The sequence below is a fragment of the uncultured Campylobacter sp. genome, from assembly GCF_938030145.1.
In the GTDB taxonomy this organism is placed as follows: Bacteria; Campylobacterota; Campylobacteria; order Campylobacterales; family Campylobacteraceae; genus Campylobacter_B.
In genome coordinates, this window is the sequence record NZ_CALHGM010000003.1 from 14,508 (window position 1) to 35,314 (window position 20,807).

Below are 20,807 nucleotides of genomic sequence, written 5' to 3' on the forward strand. Positions count from 1 at the left end.
TTTCAATCTATGATTTTCGGTACTACGAAGTAGCCGCCTTCGGACTGCGGAGCATGCTTTAAGACGCTTTCTGCGACGTCGCTTTTGCGTGGGATATCTTTGCGAAACGGAGTACCGCCTTTTAGCGTAGTGATAGCCACCTCGCCGCTTTGTAAATCCAGCTCATTTAGAATTTCTACAAAATCTACAATATTATTTAATTGCCCTTTAAATTCTTCTCGCTTAGCATCTGGAATTTTAAGAGCAGATAGCCTTTCTAGCTTACTTAGCAAGGCATCGTCTATTATCATAACTTTCCTTTTTCTGATAAATGCGACATTATATCATAAAAATTCTTTATCTTAGGCGGTATTTAAAATTTTTTATGCTACAATTACGCCGATTTTCTCAAATAAAGGACTAAATTTTGGCTTTAAAAGACGACATCGAAGGCGTGAAAAAAGAGATTGGCACAGAAGAGCAGTTTCTAGAAAGCGTCATAAAAAGTGAAATTTTCGTAAAAAAATACAAAAAGCCGCTGATATTTTTGGTTGCGGTTTTGATCGTAGCGTTTATCGGATATTACGCAAATGAATTTCTAAGCGATCGCCGCATAGCAAGCGCTAATGCGATCTATGACGAGCTGCTTAACAAGCGCGATGACGCTAAGCTAGCCGAGCTTAAGCAAAAAGATATCAATCTATACGCTCTTTATATTTTGCAAAACGGCTCTGCAGACGAGCGAGCGGCGCTAGAAAATACCCAAGGCATCGATGTTATGCTAAAAGAGATAATAAATCTACAAAACGGCAAACAAGGCGGAGTGCTACTCGCAGATTACGATTCTTTGCTCAAAGGCTACGACCTACTAAAAGAGGGCAAAATCGAGCAAGCTCACGCAGAACTAGATAAAATTCCACTCAACTCGCCAGTTCGTCAAATCGCACTTGCTTTGAAACACTATGGAGGCAATAAATAATGAAAAAAACGCTGATATTTACGCTTTTACTATCGTTTTTATTTTTAGGCTGCTCGACGAAGCGCCAGTATTTCGAACCTAGCGACGAAAACATCACAGGCGATATGAAATTTAACGGCTCGCTGCCGTCAGAAATCGTAGCGGTTAGTAAAGATGGCGCTACGCTAAAAGACGGCGAAGTCATCTCTAAAAATGGATTGGTGAAAAATTTCAAAGTCTTAAAAAGTGAGAAATTTTTAGGCGAATATGACGGAAATTTCGTCGTAACCGACATCAATGGCACGCTTAAAGTAGTTGGTAGCACAGGTGCCGTAAAATTTGAAAAAGCCCTCGGCAGACAAGCGCTCAGTGCAAATATACGCGGCGATGATTTGGCTTTAGTGATGAGTGATGATTCGATTATGCTTATCAAGCTAAGCTCGGGCGCAGTGGTACTCGATCATAAAGTAGGCGATGCATTCGCAATCGATTCGCGCGTAGCGTCACCGCTATTTATCAACCAACTTATCGCTTATCCTGCGTTAGACGGACTAGTCAGCATCGCAGAAAACGTAGGCGGGCGCTCGGCACGCGATTTTGTCGTGAGTAACCAGCCGTTTTTTAACAACATTATCGCCTTAGAAAACAAGGGCGATAACCTTTATGCTGTGACCGCCACTAGGCTAATGCTGGTAAGTCCTGCGGGCAATAAAAACCATAACGTAGACATCAAAGACGTGATTTTTAGCGGCGATAGAATTTATCTTTTCTTAAAAGACGGCAGAGTCGAGCTACTCGATCGCGGGCTAAATTTGATCAAATCGCGTAAATTTACCTTCGCGCAGTTTAGCGGCGCACTACTTAGCGGCGGCTATCTGTATATCATCGAGCGCAACGGCTACGTCATCCGTACCGACGAAAATTTAGAAGGTCAGGCGATCTACGAGCTAAATGGCGAGTTCGATGATAAGTCCTTTATCGCGGGCACGTCCTTTTACTACGACGATAAAATTTTAAATTTTGATGCTAGATAAAATTTCAAAACTCTGCGTTCGCGAAGGGCTCCTGCTTCAAAAATTTCAAACGCTAGATATCGCTAGCTTTACGCGCTCGCGCTCATATGGCGCGTATTTCGGCGTGGATCTGAAAAGCTACAACGTTCTTTTATTTATGCGCGACGCAAAATCTCGCTTTGTGATGCGCGATGCGGAATTTCTACTCTCGCTCGCAAGCGACATTAGCGCAAGCCTAGGCAAGGTCGTGAAAAAGCGCGTGCTGTTTTACAACTCGCAAATATGCTCTAAAAGCGCGAAATTTTTAAAAGAAAACGGATTTAGCCTCTATGCTTTTGTGTGACGTGGGAAATTCCAGAGTTAAATTTTATAAAGGCGGCGTAACGCAAAGCATGCCCATAGCGGAGTTTATGCGGTACGAGCCGAAAGAGCAAATTTTTTTCATTAGCGTAAACGATAGCGTGAAAAAAAAGCTGAAAAACCCTCTGTTTGTCGATCTGGCGCCGCACTTTGAGCTAAAAACAGCCTACCGCGGGCTTGGGATCGACCGCATAGCGGCGTGCTCGGCGGTGACGACGGGCGTCGTCGTCGATGCGGGCAGCGCGATCACCGTGGATTTGATGTTTAAAAGCTCACACCTAGGCGGATTCATAATGCCCGGTATCGGCACGCTTTTAAAATCTTTCGCGAGCATCGCGCCCGTGCTGGATGTTACGCTTTCAACCAATATCGATCTGGACCCGCTGCCGCAAAAGACCGTAAACGCCGTAAACTACGGGATTTTAAAGCCTATCGTGCTTACTATCGAAAACATCGCGGGCAATAATAAAATTTACTTCACGGGCGGCGACGGAGCCTATCTGATGCGGTATTTCCGCAACTCGATCTATGAAAAGGATTTGATCTTCAAATCGATGGTAAGCTTAATCGCAAAAAAGGGGCTAGCATGATAACCATAGCGCTTCCCAAAGGCCGCATAGCCGACGATACACTTAAAATTTTCAAAACCATCTTCGGGCTTGATTTTGCTTTCGAGGATCGCAAACTCATAATGCAAGAGGGCGATTTTAAATTCCTCTACGTCCGCAACCAAGATATCCCTACTTACGTTATGGGAGGCGCGGCGGATATCGGCGTAGTAGGGCTTGACGTGCTTGAGGAGCATCGCCCTGACGTGCTTACGCTGCTCGATCTTAAAATCGGAAAATGCCGCGTCTGCGTGGGCGTGCATGCGGGCACCCGGCTAAACTACGGCGCTCCGAGCCTAAAAATCGCTACGAAAATGCCTAACATCACTCGCGAATACTTCGCCTCAAAAGCGGTCGCCGTAAATATCATCAAACTCTACGGCTCGATCGAACTAGCCCCGCTCATAGGGCTTGCCGATGCTATCGTCGATGTCGTGGAGACCGGCGCTACGATGAAGCAAAACGGGCTGCAACCCGCAGAAACCATAATGCAAAGCTCGGCGCACCTCATCGCCAACAAAAACAGCTTCGTGCTAAAACGCGATGAAATTTTAAATTTAAGAGATAAACTAGCCCGCACGATCGCTTAACGCTCGCTTGCCCGCCGCACGGGTGCTTGCGGCCCGCGCGGCATATTTTGCGTGAGAATCATCGCCACTTTGGTGCGCCGTTGTTTAAAAGGCCGCTGCTGCGTATAGAATTTTACGGTGGCAACCGCACCGACTAAATTTAAACCAGCCTGCAAATTTGATCTATCAAGAAGCGGAAGCGCTGTCGAGCCACGGGGCGTAAAATTTTAAAATTTTATCGCTACAAATTTTAAAATTTAGCCTAAATTTGCAGCTCGTAGAATTCCGAAATTCTAAAACCCTGCGGCATAGAATTTCAAAATTCCAAAATCTCGCTCCACAATTTCACGCCGTAAAATTTCAATATTTTGCAAGTTCTAAATTTAGGCTCAAATTTCCGCGGCTTGGAAACGACAGAATTTCTGAATTTCAACTCGCTAAATTTCGCCGCTCAAAATCGTGCAAAATTTAATCGGCGCTACTCTTTAAGCATAGGAAGCAGCTTGCGCAAAAATTAAGATGCTAGCCGCCCACATCGCAGCTAAGTAAAGCTCCGCAAATTCTGCGCATAAGCCAATCTCTGCCATGGCGACATTTGAAAAACTGCTATAAGGCTTACAAAGCCCGCACAAGCAGCATTATCACCTATATTTTCGGGCAGGACAAACACGCTTAGCGCGATCAATATATATAGCGCGAAAAATTCCAAATATAATCGTTTAATAATTTTGATAAATTTTGGATTCAGGACGAGCTGCGAGCAGGTCTCGGGCTCAAGCCCAGTCCGCGCTAGCTTGATTTTTTCGGGTACCATTTGCTTGGGCCAGCTTTTGTTTCGGATTTTTTCTGCGCGTCTTGGGTCTGTTTTTGCGTGCTTTACTAAATTTGCTCGGCGAAATTTTACTGCGATAAAATTTTACGTAGTAAAACTATGCCTAAAATTTCAAATCCGCTAAAGTTTAAAATTTTAAAGCTGCGCGGAGATTCGCCAAAGTAAGGCTTCGCAAAAATTTATCTCGAAATTTAAAAACGCTCATGTCGTTTATCATGCCGCAGGTAGGCTAGCGCGAGAATATAATTCAACTCTGTCGAGGTATGGCGAGCTGTTATTGCGGTAACTCAAACGGCATGCTACCAAGCCTCACCGACGCAATAAAGCAGGAAGCGGTCTATGTGCCTGTAAATTTGTGGCAGATAAATTTCCGCCGCAATAAACGCAATAAATTTAGATATCGAGAGCGATCCGTGCGGTTTTGGTTTCTGCGCGTAACACAGCAAATTTTGTGCGCGGCAAGCTTTGAGCCAATATTGTCGTCTCTTATCGCAACCGCGCCAAAGTCTAGGCTCTCTGCGCGCTCAAATATCGCTTGCGTGCGGCACAACAAGCAAGAATAAATTTTAACCGACCTAGCGTGGCGATAGAGCGGCTACCCCGCCTACGCCGCGATGATTTCGCGCACCTTTTCGGTGAAATTATCGCTCACGATGTATTCGGTCGGATAAACGAGCACCTCGCTGCCGTTGCGGATCCGTAGAATCAGCCGCTTGGTGTTTTTTAGCGCCGTGTCGCAAAAGGCGAGGTGGTAAATTTTATAAATTTTCTCGCGACTAAGCTCGCCCAAGCTTAGCTCAAACTCGAAATCCTGCGCGTTTTTGCGCTGTGCCTCGCGCTCTTTGCGCGCCTTAAAGGCGGGATCCTCCGCAGTAAACCCGCCCCTTCGCTCCGCAAAATTCCCGCTGCCGTAGCCGCCGCCTCGTTCGCCACCAAAGTTTCTGCTGGAGCCAAAATTGCTGCCGCTAAAGCCCTCACGCTCCCCACTACCGAAGCCTCGCACCTTGCTAGGTGCGTAGCCGTCGATATTTTGCGCGGCATCTAGGGTTAAAATTTCATCCAAATAAATTTGAAATTTCCCGCCGTAAGGGCTCGTGTTTTTGCTAAGCCGTGCCCAAAACGCCATCGGGCGCTCCAGCTCCGCGTCCGTTAGCGCAGTGACCGCATCACAAATATCACCGAACGCGCTCATCTCGAAGCTGCCCGCAAGATCAAGCACCGTAAGATTTGCCATCTGCTTGCCCGATTTGGTCGTGCGCGAAAAGACGTTTTCGATCTTGCCGACGCATAAAATTTTAACGCCCGCGCCCCCGTCGTCCACCAGCTCGTCGAATTCGCTGGATTTGGTGTACGAAATGCCGTCAAGCTCACTAGCATAGGCTCTTAGCGGATTTTCGCCTAAAAATACCCCCGCGCGCGGACGGAAGCTCGCATCTCGAGCGTTTTGCAGGCTCATCATCGAAAGAAACGATAGCTGATACGCCGCGCCGCCGACTGCGCTTTTTGAAATTTTGATCATAAAGGCATACGGATGCTCCCGCTCCTGTGGGCTTAAGTTTTCGATCGCCTTTAGCGCGTTATCGAACACCGCGAGCTCGAAGCTGCCGTGCAAATCAAGCACGTTTAAAATCCCCATTTTTTTGCCCGTTTTCGTCATGCGCGTGGACAGATCCTCGATCCGCCCTACGCTAAGCACCTCGGCGCTATCGCCGTCGATCTCGCTAAATGCCGAGGATAGCGTATAGTCGATGCCCTCCATCTCCTCTTTGTAATCATCCAGCGGATGCCCCGAGAGATACACGCCCACGGTCTGCTGCTCAAATTTCAAAATTTCGCCCTGCGGAAATTCCTTATCGGTATCGACGAAGCTTACGCTCATGCCGCTCGTCATATCCTCATCCTCGCCAAAAAGCGAGCTTGCGGCGTCCTTTTTAATCTCGGTGATTTTTTTCATCACGTCTAGGATATTTTCCATATTTTGAATCATCGCCAGGCGGCTCTTGCCCAGACAATCCATCGCGCCTGCGTAGATCAGCGACTCGATGACCTTTTTATTGACGCGGAAATTATCCACACGCGAAGCAAAATCGTCGATACTTTGAAATTTAGCCTCGCTCTGAAGCTCTAAGATATTCTCGATCGCGGCGCCGCCTACCCCCTTGATTGCGCCTAGGCCGTAGATGATCGAGGTGCCTGATTTGGAGTTTTCGTCGTCCACGACGCTAAAGCCTCTTAAGCTTTGATTGATCGACGGCGGCAAAAGCCCGATACCTAGGCGGCTCGCCTCGTCGATATATTTTGAAATTTTATCGGTGTTGCCCTCCTCCGAAGTAAGCAGCGCCGCCATAAACTCCGCCGGATAGTAGGTCTTAAGATAGGCCGTTTGAAAGGTGATCATCGAATACGCCGCGGCGTGGGATTTGTTAAAGCCGTAGGAGGCAAATTTCATAATCAGATCAAATAGCTCATCCGCCTTAGCTACGTCAAAGCCCAGCTCTTTGGCGCCGCTTAGATACTGCTCGCGCATATGAGCGAGCTTCTTCTCATCCTTCTTGCCCATCGCGCGGCGCACTAGATCGGCATCGCCCAAGCTAAAGCCGCCCACCTTCTGCACGATCTGCATGACCTGCTCTTGATAGACGATGATTCCATATGTTGGCTCTAAAATTTCTTTTATCTCGGGGAAGATATAGCTTGCTTCTAGCTCGCCGTGTTTGATCCTGATAAAATCAGGGATTAGATCCATCGGCCCCGGGCGATAGAGCGAGATCATCGCGATGATATCCTCGAAGCGGTCGGGGCGCAGGTTCATCGCAAGATCCTGCATGCCCGCGCCCTCGATTTGGAAAATCCCCAGCGTGTTGCCGCTTTGAATCGTCTCATAGGTTTTGTGGTCGTTAAAATCGATCTCCTCCCAGACGATATCGCGGCCGTAGCGGCGCTTGACAAGCTTGGCGGCATTATCAATCACATCGAGGTTTTTTAGACCCAGGAAGTCAAATTTTATCAGATCGACGTCCTCAAGATAGTTTTTGGTGTATTGCGTGACCAGGCGCGCATCCTCGCCCTTATCCTGCTTAAATAGCGGCGCTTTGTTCCACAACGGCTCATTTGAGATCACTACTCCCGCAGCGTGCATGCCTGCGTTGCGATTGAGCCCTTCAAGGCCTAGCGCAAACTCCCAAACCTGCTGTGCGATCGGATCTGCGTCGATAAATTCCTTCAGCTTCGGCTCGGCGTCGTAAGCCTGCGTAAGCGTGATGCCTAGTTTATCGGGGATCAGCTTCGCCATCTTATCAGCTTGCGAAAGCGGCATATCGCAGACGCGAGCCACGTCGCGGATGACGCCGCGCGCGAGCAGCTTACCGAAGGTCGCAACCTGCGCGACATTGTATTTGCCATACTGATCGATGACGTAGTCGATCACCTCGCCTCTGCGCGCCTGGCAAAAATCCACGTCGATGTCGGGCATCGAGATACGCGACGGATTTAAAAATCGCTCAAAAAGTAGATTATACGGGATCGGATCGAGGTCGGTAATGCGAAGTGCATACGCGCAGATACTGCCCGCCGCAGAGCCGCGACCTGGGCCTACGGGGATATCGTGGTCCTTCGCCCAGTTGATGAAATCCTGCACGATGACCATATAGCCCGAAAAATGCATGTTTTTGATGATGGCAAGCTCCTTTTCCAGGCGCTCGCGATAAATTTCGTGCTTGGCGGGATCAATAAATTTAAGGCGCTCTTTAAGCCCCTCGCGACACAGATGATCGAATAAAAAATCATCGTTTACAAAGCTATAGCGCTCCGAGGGCTGCGGCAGCGAAAGCCCGAGCCTAGCGGCGTATTCGATCGTAAATTTAAAATTCGGCGGCGTCGGCGCGTAGTCCTTCTCGTCGAAGGCAAATTTCAAATTACACTTTTGCACGATCTCGGCGGTATTTTCGATCACTTCGGGGATGTCCGCAAAAAGCCGCCTCATCTCCTCGTCGCTTTTTACGTAAAATTCTGAAACGACGTGTTTTAGGCGGTCGCCGTCGTTGATCGTCTTGCCCATCGAGATGCACTGATAGACGTCGTGAGCCTTGGCGCGGTCCTTGCGCGCATAGTGAGCGTCGTTGGTAGCGATGATCTTGACGCCGATTTCGCGCGAGAGGCGGATGAGGTCTTTATCGACATTTAACTGCTCGCCGATGCCGTGGCGCATGATCTCGAGATAAAAATCCTCGCCGAAAATTTCCTTATACTCAAGCGCCGCTTTTTTCGCCGCTTCGTAGCCGCCCGCGCCGCGCTTTAAATTTCGCTCGCTTCTATTTAGATGAAATTCCACCTCGCCCGCCAGGCATGCCGAGGAGCAGATAAGCCCCTCGCTATGCTCTTTTAAAATTTTTTTGTTGATCCTCGGATAGTAGTAGAAGCCGTCCAAAAACGCGCGCGAGCTAAGATACATTAAATTTTTGTAGCCCGTCTCGTTTTTGGCAAGCAGTATCAAGTGGTAGCGCTGGCGGTCGCTTTTATCGCCGATATCGTCGTGGTTGTGCAGGTAGGTCTCGATGCCGATGATCGGCTTGATGCCGTGCTTTTTCATCGTCTGATAAAAGTCTATCGCGCCGAACATATTACCGTGGTCGGTGATCGCGCACGCCTTGGTGCCGCGGCTCTGCAAAAGCTCGGCGAGCTCGCTTACTTTATTCGCGCCGTCTAGCAGCGAATACTCGGTGTGAAGGTGCAGGTGGGTGTAGTCGCTCATTTTTGGTCCTTTTTTGATTTGGAGATTATATTAAATTCGGGCTTTAGAAACGGTCAAATTTAATGAAATTTTAGCTTAAATTTGGGTGCGGAATTTTACGAGCAAATTTTGTTACGGAATTTTACTTCGGAGGTTTTACATTCTGAATCTTACGGATTAAATTTTGACAAAATTTTAAGTTTAAAATGCTGTGATGAAATTCCACTATCATAAAATTTCACCTCGATGGAATTTTGAGCTAACGCAATTCCGCAAAATTCCACGACTTAAGTCATCGTAAAATTTTGCGGTTTAGAATTCCGTTTGCAAAGCCTTGCGGCTCTACGATCTTGAGAATTCCACGATCGCTTTGGCAAGCTCTCTAGTAGGATCAACGAAAATTTTATCGCTTTTGATTAACGGCAAAAATAGCGGCAGCTCGGTGCAGGCAACGACGTAAATATCGGCATCGATTTTGCCTAGCAAATTCTCAAAAGCCCCCACGTATTCGGCAGTCTTGCCCGCCTTAACGCCTTTGTAGATGCAATCCATCAAAACCGCTTGATTTTCTTCACCAAGCTCCACGCTGATTAGCCCCGCTTCTTTGAGCGGATCGTCGTAAATTTTAGCTTTTTTTGTACCGATAGTGGCTAGCACAGCGATTTTATGGGCGTTTGGATAATTTTTGCGGATCGCTTTTACGGTGACCTCAGCGATATGAATTAGCGGGATTTCCGCCGCAGCTTCTACATCGTCTGCGAAAAAATGCGCCGTGTTACACGCCATCGCAAACGCCTTGCAGCCTGCATTTTTGAGCCTAACAGCGCTCTCACTTAGGCGCGGAAGCGGATTTTCACCTTTGCCTAAGATAAACGCCGTGCGATCTTCAATCTGCGGATAGCTATCGATTACAATCGGAATATTTTCTTGATCGCTGCCCGCAGCGGTCTCTTCTATGATCTTCATATACAGATCCGCACTCGCCAAAGGTCCCATTCCACCGATAATCCCAACTCTTTTCATAGCTCGTCCTTTCTAAATTTTAATTGGGTTAATTCTCCCACTTACTCATATCCATTTCGTTTTCGCTCTTTGCGACGTAGATCGACGCCACAACATCGCCCGTTACGTTCATCGAGGTTCGCCCCATATCCAAAATCGCATCAATGCCCAAAATCATTCCGTAAGCGATCGCCACGTTACCGCTTACCTTGACGCCGATAGACTCGAGCACTAAAAGCAGCATCAGCGCACCAGCTCCCGGAACTCCGGCAGTTCCGATCGCAGCAAGCATCGAAGTGATGATGATCGTGAGATAGTGGCTGCTGTTTAGATCGATACCGCAAGCATTAGCGATAAAGAGCGTGCACACGCCCAAATACACGGTCGTGCCGTTCATATTCACCGTAGCGCCCACGGGCAAAACAAAGCCGTAGATCGCCTTTGGAATTCCCATATCTTCGGCGGTTTGCATCGTAATCGGAAGCGTGCCGTTGGAGCTGCGGGTAACAAAAGCCGTAAGCATCGGCGGACGCACTTTTTTAAGGAATTTAATCGGGCTAACTCCGATAAGCATACAAATAACGCAATAAACCGCAAATACTTGAATCGCAAGTCCCACGTATAGGGTAATCGTGACATTTAATAGCGAGCTGAAAGCCTCGATACCGCTTTTATTAAACACTACAAACATTAGCGCAAAAACGCCAATTGGTGCGTATTGCATCACCCAATGCACGACCTTAAACATAATTTCGCTCATTCCATCGAAAAAATTATAAACCGTATCAGCGGAATTTTTAATACGAGCATCACTACTGTCGCGGCAAAACGCAAGCCCTACGCCAAGAAATAAGCAAAACGCGATGATCGGCAAAATTTCGCCCTTGGCTATGGAATCAAAAGGATTCGTAGGAATTATATTAAGCAAAATTTTACTCATACTAGGCGCGTTCGCTGCCTTTTCGACAGCCTTGGACGCATCGCTTAGATCAAGCCCGCTACCTGGAGAAAATACAAACGCACACGCTAGGCCGATGACGATCGCAAAAAGCGTAGTTATAGCGTAAAATATGATCGCCTTAACGCCTACTTTGCCCAGGTGCGCTGGCGAGATACTGCTAGTGCCCACGATGAGCGAACAGATAATGATCGGCACCATGATCATCTTTAAAAGCCGCACGAAAAGATCTCCCAAAGGCGTTAAAATCGCTACCCACGTGGTATCGCCCACCGGCATATTTTTAGGTAGTAACATACCAATCGCAGAGCCCAACACTAAAGCGATAATGATGCGCCAAAGCAAGCTTGAGTTAAAATAAAAGGCTAAAATTCCGCCTTTTTTCGTTTGATTTTCTGACATGGACATCTCCCTGCACTAAGAATTTTAACGGAATTCTACCGCAACTTGCCATAAAATAAAATTTAATCGGTCGCCAAATGAAAGTTAAATTTGAAAATTCAATCGCGAGTTTGCCGCATTTTAAAGCGGGAATTATGCAGCAGGCTTTGTCTTTTGAAGTTATGAAGCGAAATTTCAAAGGAAAAACGACGCATGAAATTTATAGAATTTTGCGGATTTTGATGTAGTGAAAAGCAAAAAATTTTGTGGTGGTGGGCTCACTAGGACTTGAACCTAGGACCATCCGGTTATGAGCCGGATGCTCTAACCAACTGAGCTATGAGCCCGCCAGCGGTAAAAAAGAAATGTGATTTTACAAAAATAATCTTAAAACGGCGTTAAATTTTAGCCGCGGAATTTTATGGCGCCTAGATCCGCCCAAATAGTGGCTAAATTTCACGCCAAAGCGCGCGACTTTGTCTGATTTCCGATCAGATCACTTTCGTGCGCACAAGGCGGCGTAAATTTAAGACGAAATTTTATATAAAATTTCAGGGCTCTTAAATCCGCCGCCATAATCTAATTCGCCCTTAAATCGTGTGAATTAATAGCTTTTTACTTGAATAGGCTCCGATAGCATTTTAGGGACGCCCGGTAATTCATACGCTCCCCGGCAGATATTATTTTCGGCATCGGGACCTTTTGCGATGGTGATCGTTTTATTTTCGCCGTCCACGCTGATTAGGAAACATTTATCTCCCTTCAAGCTTTTCAGATAAGCAGAATTCGCTCCGTTAGGCTCTAACGGAACATTCGTCATAACCAAAAAATCGGATGCGAATTTGCCTTGGGAGATATAATAAGCGTCTAGATCGTATTTAACGGTACTTAAATTTGTCGCTAATCTAGAAATCTCCGCATCATCTCTAGTAGTCAGCCCTGGTTCCGCAATCGCTACTGCAGGTAAAGCGATCGCTACGATACAAACCGCAGCTACTATCGTCGCTACGGATACTTTTTGGGGCGTTACGTCATATTTGTAGTTCTGCAGCGACTCTGCGGCGACGGCAAGCGAGCTTTTATTTTTGCGCACCATATCGCTAGTAAAAGGTAAAAATAGAAATTTACTGTATTCCATAAGACCCAATCCCGCGGGAGCGGTCCGACTAAAATGGTTAAGGATTAAACCCGACAAATAAGTTAAGATAGCCAAGATCCAACCGCCCAGAAAAAACCAAATAATGCTGCCTAAAATACGCATATTTTACCTCTTTATAAATTTATGCAAATCAAGCAAGCCGCCCGCTTCGAGCGGCTCGCACAACCTCTCATCCGTTTCGCAAAGCATTTGGCACAACTCGCGCGAAAAGACGCGCCAAAGCGCTATGGCGCAGCAAAACGCTAAAACGTGTCGAAACACTAAGAAATGCTAAGGCGTACACCCCGCACGACGCGCCCACGCCTGCGGCTATGGCGTGCAAAACGAGCCTTGTGCGTGCAAAACTCCTGTACGCAAAACGACTGCGGAATTATAGGGGGGGGGCGGTTAACGATTGGCAACAAGCGCTTTCACGCGATAAAATTTTACCCTGCAAATAGCTGTAGCAAGGGAGTTTACGAAATTTAAAATTTATTTTGAAAAAGTTATGAATTTTAAAATTTTGATGATAGAATTTTGAAAAATTTTATAAATTTTTATGAATTTTGCGAACCAAAATTTTAGAATTTTCACGGCGCGGTAAAGCTAAATTTTAAAATTCTGCTACGAATTTTGATATGGATTTTGACGCGAGCTTTGATGGGAAGGTCTTACCTTTAAATTTGGCGCGAAGTTTCGCAGCATAAATTTTAACGGAAGCCCTTAAAACGAACTTTAGCGAAGAGCTTGTAGCAAATTCCAAAAACCCTACGGCACAAAGTTTAACTAAAACCGGTGCGACGACGCCGTATTCAAAAACGGCAAAATTTCACGCTTGAAAAGCGGGATTGTATCGCTCGCTAAGTCTCAAAGCTTAACAAATCCGTGCGCGGCAAAATCTCGCGGCACATTACTAGCGGATTTTTTACTCGCGCCCTTAAAATTCTGCATATACGTTGCTTCGCAAAAATTATCACGCTGCAAAATTTCAAAAGCCTAGCGTCGCACTACTTTGCAAACTTCTAGTACCACTCTATTCATAGACAGCTACCGCATTATTTTACAAAATTTTAATCTCACGCCGTCTCAAGCCGAGCGTTATGCTACTTATGCAAATTCTAGCTTCGCGCTGCGCAGAGCCAAGCCGATCTGAGCCGAGATGCTAGCCTAATCCTCCGCTTCGCTCTCCGCCGCAATCGCCTCGAGGCTTAAAATTTCATCGACGTCCTCGAGCTGCGCTACGCCGCTTCCGGCGATGCTTCTGATACTTGCGTGCATCGCGATCGCGCCGTCTCGCGCACGCGCGATCTGTTTTTCGCGCTGTTTCCAGATGCGCTCCATCGCGTTGCGCTCCTTATTTAAGCTCTCTTGCATGCCGACGAATGCCGAGACGATCGTCTTTATCTGGTTTGCAAACTCGGGCGAGGTCAGATAGTCGTAGAGCATCGCCGTTTTGCTATCTTGATTTTGACCCGATCTTTTGGCAAACGCAAGCGCCACGACATGTTCGCGCAAGACGGCGCAAAGCCCCTTAAATTCCTCAAACGAACAGATCCAGATGCTAGCATCGCTCGGCGCTTGATGCAGCCTAGGGCTGTGAGGCGGCATCTGCTCGGTGACGATAACGCCGATCTGCGCGCCCTCGCCTATCATATCGTCTTTGAGTTTGTCGATCCATTTGGGCTCGAAGCTTTTCGTGCGCTTGCTCTCGTATAAAATTTTACCGCAGCCCGCAAACTCCCTCGTATGCACCATCTGCACGCAGTCCGCGCCGCGCGCGCCCTTTTTGACCTCATCTATCTCGTCCAAAGGAAAGCTTAGCCGCAGATACTCCTGCAGCGCGAGCTCCTGCACCTCGCCCTGAAGCTGCTGCGAGCCCACCTCCGAGCGGCGCTTAAGCTCGTTTATTTGGCCGATTAGGCTTTGGATCTGCTCATCCTTTTGGCGAAATTTCAGCTCGTTTTCCTGCGAAATTTGTTTCGAAAGCCGCTCTCGCTCCATATTCATGCGGTTGGTTAGCTCGATCTCGGATTTAGCTTTATTCTCGGCCTCAAGCTCGCTAAATTTACGCTTTTGCGCCTCCATTTCGGCCTTTATTAAATTTAGCTCGGAAATTCTTTGCGATTTTTCTTGCAGCTCCTTTTGTAAAATTTCAAATTTTGCCGCGTTTTCGCTCTCGATCTGAGATTTCGCAAGAGCTAAAATTTTCTCTCGCTCGCTGTTTAGTGCGGAATCGGTCGCCGCCTTTACGCGCTGCTCAAAGGCGTTTTCCTTCGCTTGCAGCTGAGCCAGATGCTTCGCGTACTCCTCGCGCTTAGCGGCGATCTCGGCTTCAAATTTAAGCGTGGCTTCGTTTTGCTGCTGCTGCCACTTTCGCTTCTGCTGCAAAATTTCATCTTCAAATTTAGCTTTGATATCGCGCTGCAGCGCCTCGTCTATATCGATCTGAGAGCCGCAGTGCGGGCACTTTACGTTAGCCATCTTTGCCCCTTAAACTCTGCTCTTTCATCTTTTCAAATTCCTGCGAAATTTGCGCGGCATTAGGCTCATCCGCCATTTTATCGAGCACGGAGTTGTAGCGATTTACGAGCAGTATCGCAAGCGCCGAAAAGCAAAAGCCCGGCAGCAGCTCATAAACGACCGCCGAAAGCCCCGATAATATCCAGCAAATGACCGTGATACCGCCTACGAGCATACCCACTAGAGCCGAGAGCGCGCTCATTTTTTTAGAATACAGGCTGAAAAGAAGCACCGCTCCGAAGCTCGCGCCAAATCCCGCCCAGGCGTTACCCACGACGTTTAGCACCGTATCGTTTGAGCCAAACGCCAAGATCGCGGCAACCGCGGCGATGATCACGACGGCGATACGGCTGCTTAGCGTCTGCGTGCGCTCGCTCACCTCTTTTTTATAAAACGCGAAGATAAAATCCTTCGTAACCGCGCTCGCGCTTACCAAAAGCTGGCTTGAGATGGTGCTCATAATCGCCGCCAGCACCGCAGAGATTATGACGCCTAGGATAAATGGATGAAAGAAAATTTTACCGAGCTCTAGGAAAATTTTTTCGGGATCGTCTATGCTAAGACCCTTTTGCGAAAAATAGACAAAGCCGATCAAGCCGCTAAGCATCGCGCCCGCAAGACCTAGCACCATCCACGAAATTCCGATACGGCGCGCGCTATCAAGCTCGCGCGAGCTTCTAATCGCCATAAAGCGCACTATGATGTGCGGCTGCCCGAAGTATCCGAGCCCCCAAGCAAGCAGGCCCAAAACGCCTAAGAAGCTTTGATTGTAAAATAGATCAAGGTGGCTCGCGCCGTATAGCCGTACCTGCGCCAAAAAGGAGCTGTCCGCAGGGATCTGCAGCGCGAGGTAAGAAAACAGAGGGATCAAAATAAGTACCGCAAACATCAGTGCGCCCTGAAATGCGTCGGTGATCGCGACGGCCTTAAATCCGCCGAAAAAGGTATAAAACACGACAATTAAGATCGTAGCGACCGCGCCGTATGTAAAATTTAGCCCGAAAAAGCTCTCAAATGTCTTGCCGCCCGCGATGATGCCGCTGCTAACATAGAGCGTAAAAAATATGATGATCAAAAGCCCGGAGATGATGCGAAGCGTCTTGGTGCGGTCTTTAAAGCGGTTTTCTAAAAAATCCGGGATCGTGACGCTGTCGCTTGCTACCTCGGTGTAAATTCTAAGCCTTTTGGCAAGAAATTTATAGTTGCACCACGCGCCCGCGCAAAGTCCTAGAGCTATCCAGATATTGCAAATCCCCGTCGCAAACATCGCGCCCGGCACTCCCAAAAGCATCCAGCCGCTCATATCGCTAGCGCCCGCGCTAAGCGCCGTTACGAATGGGCCCAGGCGGCGATTGTCGAGCAGATACTCGCTTAAGCTCGCATTCTTGTCATAATAATACCTACCTATAAAAATAAGCGCGCCGAAATATATCGCGATTGCGCAATAGGTCCAAAAGCTCATCGTTACCTCCTTTTAAAAAAGCTAATTTTACTCTATTTCAAATAAAATTTTACTTTCGGAATTTAGCCAGATTTTAACGAAATTTTAGTATTCTTGCCATTTAAATTTTAAGAAAAAGGCGCCTTGGTTGAACGAGAAAATTTTAAAGGTCGTATTTGTTTTGACTGTAATCGCCGTGGGGCTTTATTTCACCTATCCCGAACTGAGCGAAGCGCAAAAAATTTCATACGCCAAAAGCTACGGCATCACTCTTATTTTGACCTCCGGTGGCATTGTGATCGGTATCGCATTAGGATTTATGCTGGCATTTTTAAAATTTCTAAACAATAAATTTTTAAGCTTCATTATCGACGAATACATAGACATCATCCGCGGAACTCCAATCGTTATCCAACTGATGGTGTTTGTGTTTATTATCTTTGCTACGTGGAGCAATAATATCGCAGCTGCGATCTTTGCGCTGGGGCTTAATAGCTCAGCTTACGTCGCGGAGATCGTGCGCGGCGGCATAAATAGCGTCGATCGCGGCCAGATGGAAGCCGCGCGTGCGATGGGGCTAGGCTACGGCACGGCGATGAAAGAGATCGTCTTTCCACAGGCGATAAAAAATATCCTGCCTGCGCTTGCGAATGAGTTTATTAGCCTATTTAAAGAGACCTCGGTCGTGGGTCTCGTAGCAATTACTGATCTTACGTTTTTTTCAAAAAGCATGCAGGCTGCGCTTTATACCGTCCAGCCGATACTTTTTGCCGCAGTACTTTACTATGCAAGCGTGAAATTTTTCTCGTTTTTAGTAAAAATGCTAGAAAGTAGGTTAAACCGCAATGATTGAAATATCAAATTTAACCAAATCCTACGGCAATTTATCGGTGCTAAAAGGAATTTCAAAGACCATAAATAAAGGCGATATCGTAGCAATCATCGGTCCAAGCGGCGGTGGTAAATCGACCTTTTTGCGTTGCTTAAATCTGCTCGAAATTCCGAGCGGCGGCACTATTAAAATAGACGGCGAGTATATTACCGATAAGCACACTGATATTAATAAAATTCGCCGCAAAGTTAGTATGGTGTTTCAGCATTTCAACCTCTTTGCAAATAAAAACGTGCTGGAAAATTTAACTCTAGCACCCATAAAAGCGGGTATTTATACTAAAGAACAAGCCTACGCAAAAGCAGAGGAGCTGCTACAAAAGGTCGGTCTTAGCGATAAGGCCTATACTTATCCACACAAGCTTAGCGGCGGACAAAAGCAACGCATCGCAATCGCTAGAAGTTTGGCAGTAAATCCGGACGTGATTTTATTCGACGAGCCTACCTCGGCACTAGATCCCGAGATGATCGGCGAGGTGTTAGGTATAATGAAAGAGGTTGCCAAAGAGGGAATCACGATGCTTGTGGTAACGCACGAGATGGGCTTTGCACGCAATGTCGCAAATAGGATTTTTTTTATGGAGGGCGGTAAGATCGCTGTGGACGATACGCCTAAAAACGTATTTGAAAATCCGCAAAATCCGAGATTGAAAGAATTTTTAAATAAAATTTTAAACCACTAAAGGAGAGGGAAATGAAAAAATTTATGAGATTTTTAGTTGCGGGCGCTTTGCTTTGCAGTTCGCTAATCGCTAAAGACATCACCAAAGATACGCTCATCGTAGGTACAAACGCCGAGTATCCGCCGTTTGAGTTTGTGGATGAAAACTCCAAGGTCACCGGCTTTGATATGGATCTGGTAGCCGAGCTTGCCAAGCGCGCGGGGGTGAAATACGAAATTTTAAATATGAGCTTTGACGGGCTAATCCCTGCGATTAAAAGTGGCAAGATCGACATGATCGCCTCGGGAATGAGCGCGACACCGGCTCGCAAAAAGGCTATCGATTTCACAGCTCCTTACTATAAAGTCGAAAATTTATATGTCAAGCGCAAGGACGATAGCTCGTTAAATTCCAAGGCGGATCTGCAGGGTAAGCGCCTTGCCGCGCAGCTAGGCACCATTCAAGAGCTTGCGATCAGAGATATCAAAGGCGCCGAAGTTAGCGCTACGGAAAACGTTTTTGTAGCCGTTATGTCGCTTAAAAACAAAAAGATCGACGCACTTTGCGTAGATTCATCCGTGGGCTACGAATATCTTAAGAAAAACGACGATCTAACCGCATTTTTTAAAGAATCCGACGGCAGCGAGGGCTTTTCGATCGCATTTGATAAGGGCAAGTATCCCGAGCTGCTCACTAAATTTAACACAGCGCTTGAGGAGATGAAAAAGGATGGAAGCTACGAAAAGCTTTTGGAAAAGTATAATTTAAAATAATCCGCAAAATTTAGGCGCAAATTCCTCTCATAGAATTTGCACCGCCCAAGAGGAATCCTATGAAAAAGATATTTTTGACACTTGCGATTTTGCTCTGCACGCAGAGCTTTGCGGAGCAAAAAGACAGATATGGCATCGCTGCGTTTGCAGGTCTTGGCAATGACGGCAGAAGCTTCGTTTTTACCTTCAGAAAGGCTCAAAAGGATCGCTTCTTTCCCTGCGATTTAAAAAATTTAAACATAATCGCCGCGGGCGCTTCGAGGTGCATAACGGACACTAAGGAGCTAAGGAAATTCGACAAAGAATATAAAAAAGCTCTCGAGTCCGTGATAAAACCCGGCAAGCGCTACTACGTAAATTTAATCAATCGCGGCAACGACGCCTATGTTTGCGACGTAAGCGATCCTAAAAGTAATCTGCGATTGGATCTGGTAGCGGCGGGATTTGCCGTGCCAATAACCGACGATAGCGAACTGCTTTTAAAAGCCGCCGAGGAAGCCAAAGAGGCTAAGCGCGGAATGTATAGCGCAAAATTTTGGGACGTTACCAACTGCATCCTAAACGGCGTACCTATACCTAAAAAAGACGAGGATAGATGAGCGAAATTTACGCGCTTAGCGACGATGCCTTAACGCCGCCGCAAACTATCTTTTCGCAGATAGATGAAATTTTGCGCTGCGGCGTAAAACTCGTGCAGTATCGCAGTAAGCTCGCCGCGCAGGATGAAGCCTTAATCCGCTCTCTCATCGGTCTTTGCGAGGATTACGGCGCCAAACTCATCATAAACGACGATGCGGTGCTTGCTAAAAAGCTTGGCGCGCATGGCGTGCATATCGGAAAGGACGACGGCGAGACGGCGCAGGTGCGCGAGTTTTTAGGCGCGGATAAGATCGTCGGCGTTAGCTGCTACGCTGATCTTGCTAGCGCGCAAAAGGCCGAGGCGCAGGGCGCTAGCTACGTAACCTTCGGCTCACTAAGGCGCGGCAAGACAAAGCCTGATGCGCCGCTTTGCCCCGATGCGCTTGTGCAAGAGGCGCGAAAATCTTTAAACCTCCCAATCGCCGTAATCGGCGGAATAAACTTAGAAAATTTAAATGAAATTTTAGCTCTCAAGCCTGATTATATCGCGATGGTAGAGGCGATCTACAGACCCGCTTCGATCACGCAGAATTTAGCAAATTTAAAGGAAAAAATGGATGAATATATTTGACGCCGTGATTTTAGGCATCGTCGAGGGGCTGACGGAGTTTCTGCCCGTAAGCTCGACCGGGCATATGATCCTGGCCGCAAAACTAATGGGCTTACAGCAGACCGATACGCTTAAATGCTTCGAAGTCGTTATCCAGCTAGGCTCGATCCTAGCGGTCGTTGCGATGTTTTACAAGCGGCTTTTGGTTGATTTTAAGCTCTGGTGCAAGCTCATCGTGGGCTTCATCCCCACCGCTGCGATCGGATTTTTGCTCTATAAAAGTATCAAATCTCTATTCGCGCCGCAGACCGTCGCCTACGCGCTGATCGGCTGGGGTATTATTTTTATCGCGGTCGAGCTCTTTCGCAAGGCGCGCCCGAGAGAAAGCGAGCTAGAGCATCTGGATCAAATTTCATACGTTCAGGCCTTTATCATCGGACTTTCGCAATGTTTTGCGATGGTGCCGGGCACTTCGCGCAGCGGCGCTACCATCATCGCAGGGCTTTTGTGCGGGCTAAGCAGAAACCTAGCCGCGCGCTTTAGCTTCCTGCTCGCGATCCCTACGATGTTTGCGGCGACTTTTTACGATACCTATAAAAATTTAGACACCTTCGCGCAAAACTCCGACAATATCACGACCTTTCTCGTAGGCGGCGTAGTGGCGTTCGTAGTGGCGCTTGCGGCGATCAAACTATTTCTAAGTTTCGTTTCGAAGTTTGACTTCATCCCGTTTGGAATTTATAGAATTCTAATCGGCGTCATATTTTTCATCTTCGTTTTTTAAACGCAATCATCAAAGGAATT

At 47.2% G+C, this 20,807-nt stretch carries 18 protein-coding genes and 1 tRNA gene; 11 read left to right on the forward strand and 8 right to left on the reverse strand.

Going from position 1 to position 20,807, the window contains the following annotated elements:
- Positions 1-2: 2 nt before the first annotated feature.
- On the reverse strand, positions 3-290 hold the full coding sequence (gatC, locus tag Q0323_RS00385) for an Asp-tRNA(Asn)/Glu-tRNA(Gln) amidotransferase subunit GatC (RefSeq protein WP_298050461.1): 288 nt from the start codon (positions 288-290) through the stop codon (positions 3-5).
- Between the two features lie 116 nt (positions 291-406).
- Between gatC and Q0323_RS00390 the strand changes: the two genes are divergently transcribed.
- Genes Q0323_RS00390 through hisG form a run of 5 tightly spaced genes read left to right on the forward strand, consistent with a single transcriptional unit; the run spans position 407 to position 3,508 of the window.
- Positions 407-958, forward strand: a complete 552-nt coding sequence (locus Q0323_RS00390; RefSeq protein ID WP_298050463.1) for a hypothetical protein — start codon at positions 407-409, stop codon at positions 956-958.
- On the forward strand, positions 958-1,971 hold the full coding sequence (locus Q0323_RS00395; protein WP_298050465.1) for an L-seryl-tRNA selenium transferase: 1,014 nt from the start codon (positions 958-960) through the stop codon (positions 1,969-1,971). The genes Q0323_RS00390 and Q0323_RS00395 overlap by 1 nt, the downstream gene beginning before the upstream one ends.
- On the forward strand, positions 1,958-2,293 hold the full coding sequence (locus Q0323_RS00400; protein WP_298050467.1) for a hypothetical protein: 336 nt from the start codon (positions 1,958-1,960) through the stop codon (positions 2,291-2,293). Before Q0323_RS00395 ends, Q0323_RS00400 begins: the two co-directional genes overlap by 14 nt.
- Positions 2,280-2,900 (forward strand): type III pantothenate kinase, encoded by a 621-nt coding sequence (locus Q0323_RS00405; RefSeq protein WP_298050469.1) that lies wholly within the window; start codon positions 2,280-2,282, stop codon positions 2,898-2,900. The genes Q0323_RS00400 and Q0323_RS00405 overlap by 14 nt, the downstream gene beginning before the upstream one ends.
- Positions 2,897-3,508 (forward strand): ATP phosphoribosyltransferase, encoded by a 612-nt coding sequence (hisG, locus tag Q0323_RS00410; protein WP_298050470.1) that lies wholly within the window; start codon positions 2,897-2,899, stop codon positions 3,506-3,508. Before Q0323_RS00405 ends, hisG begins: the two co-directional genes overlap by 4 nt.
- A gap of 1,415 nt (positions 3,509-4,923) precedes the next feature.
- Here hisG and dnaE read toward each other — a convergent pair.
- The 7 genes from dnaE to putP form a co-directional block, all read right to left on the reverse strand.
- Positions 4,924-9,069, reverse strand: a complete 4,146-nt coding sequence (dnaE, locus tag Q0323_RS00415; protein ID WP_298050471.1) for a DNA polymerase III subunit alpha — start codon at positions 9,067-9,069, stop codon at positions 4,924-4,926.
- A 321-nt stretch (positions 9,070-9,390) separates the two neighbouring features.
- On the reverse strand, positions 9,391-10,071 hold the full coding sequence (locus Q0323_RS00420) for an amino acid racemase (protein WP_298050473.1): 681 nt from the start codon (positions 10,069-10,071) through the stop codon (positions 9,391-9,393).
- 28 nt (positions 10,072-10,099) lie between these two features.
- Positions 10,100-11,410, reverse strand: coding sequence for a dicarboxylate/amino acid:cation symporter (locus Q0323_RS00425; RefSeq protein WP_297901296.1), 1,311 nt, complete (start codon positions 11,408-11,410; stop codon positions 10,100-10,102).
- 249 nt (positions 11,411-11,659) lie between these two features.
- Positions 11,660-11,736, reverse strand: a tRNA-Ile gene (locus Q0323_RS00430).
- Positions 11,737-11,993: 257 nt separating this feature from the next.
- On the reverse strand, positions 11,994-12,650 hold the full coding sequence (locus Q0323_RS00435) for a YccF domain-containing protein (RefSeq protein WP_298050474.1): 657 nt from the start codon (positions 12,648-12,650) through the stop codon (positions 11,994-11,996).
- Positions 12,651-13,694: 1,044 nt separating this feature from the next.
- Positions 13,695-15,008, reverse strand: coding sequence for a DUF2130 domain-containing protein (locus Q0323_RS00440; protein ID WP_298050475.1), 1,314 nt, complete (start codon positions 15,006-15,008; stop codon positions 13,695-13,697).
- A complete protein-coding gene (gene putP, locus Q0323_RS00445) occupies positions 15,001-16,509 on the reverse strand; it encodes a sodium/proline symporter PutP (RefSeq protein ID WP_298050477.1) in 1,509 nt (502 codons plus the stop codon). The genes Q0323_RS00440 and putP overlap by 8 nt, the downstream gene beginning before the upstream one ends.
- A gap of 169 nt (positions 16,510-16,678) precedes the next feature.
- On the opposite strand from putP, the gene Q0323_RS00450 reads away from it, so the two are divergent.
- The 6 genes from Q0323_RS00450 to Q0323_RS00475 are packed head-to-tail and all read left to right on the forward strand — an operon-like array spanning position 16,679 to position 20,787.
- Positions 16,679-17,341 (forward strand): amino acid ABC transporter permease, encoded by a 663-nt coding sequence (locus Q0323_RS00450; RefSeq protein ID WP_298050554.1) that lies wholly within the window; start codon positions 16,679-16,681, stop codon positions 17,339-17,341.
- Entirely contained in the window at positions 17,334-18,062 is a 729-nt protein-coding gene (locus Q0323_RS00455; RefSeq protein ID WP_298050478.1) for an amino acid ABC transporter ATP-binding protein, read from the forward strand. Before Q0323_RS00450 ends, Q0323_RS00455 begins: the two co-directional genes overlap by 8 nt.
- 11 nt (positions 18,063-18,073) lie before the next feature.
- Positions 18,074-18,814 (forward strand): basic amino acid ABC transporter substrate-binding protein, encoded by a 741-nt coding sequence (locus Q0323_RS00460; protein ID WP_298050480.1) that lies wholly within the window; start codon positions 18,074-18,076, stop codon positions 18,812-18,814.
- A 59-nt stretch (positions 18,815-18,873) separates the two neighbouring features.
- Positions 18,874-19,413 (forward strand): hypothetical protein, encoded by a 540-nt coding sequence (locus Q0323_RS00465; protein WP_298050481.1) that lies wholly within the window; start codon positions 18,874-18,876, stop codon positions 19,411-19,413.
- Entirely contained in the window at positions 19,410-20,024 is a 615-nt protein-coding gene (gene thiE / locus Q0323_RS00470; RefSeq protein ID WP_298050483.1) for a thiamine phosphate synthase, read from the forward strand. The genes Q0323_RS00465 and thiE overlap by 4 nt, the downstream gene beginning before the upstream one ends.
- Positions 20,011-20,787, forward strand: a complete 777-nt coding sequence (locus Q0323_RS00475) for an undecaprenyl-diphosphate phosphatase (protein WP_297988807.1) — start codon at positions 20,011-20,013, stop codon at positions 20,785-20,787. Before thiE ends, Q0323_RS00475 begins: the two co-directional genes overlap by 14 nt.
- The last annotated feature ends 20 nt before the right edge of the window (positions 20,788-20,807 follow it).